The organism is Bacillus sp. SIMBA_031 (assembly GCF_046535225.1).
Taxonomy (GTDB): Bacteria; Bacillota; Bacilli; order Bacillales; family Bacillaceae; genus Bacillus; species Bacillus velezensis.
Window position 1 is genome coordinate 1 of the sequence record NZ_JAWRXC010000505.1, and the last position, 251, is coordinate 251.

General features: G+C 55.4%; 1 protein-coding gene. It reads right to left on the bottom strand.

From position 1 onward, the window contains the following. A partial coding sequence (locus SB724_RS21175) for a glycosyltransferase family 39 protein (RefSeq protein WP_410572966.1) occupies positions 1-251 on the bottom strand: 251 nt, incomplete at both ends.

Sequence of the window (251 nt, forward strand, 5' to 3'; positions counted from 1 at the left end):
TTTCATATTAAAGGCAAGACCGACAAGTGCGAATGCGGATAAGAGCCAAATGATTTTGCCGCGTTTCACCGCGCGCATCAAACACCAGGAACCGAGAAGCAGTGTAAAGACGAGCATGCTGTCGAGATTATTCGTCCGGCTGACGGCCGCCGCAATCGGCGTCAGCGCCATGACAAGAGCGGCGATTCTGGCCGCGCCCGTGCCGAACGAAGGCTTTATCACGAAATACAGCAGCAGAACGGAACCGAGCC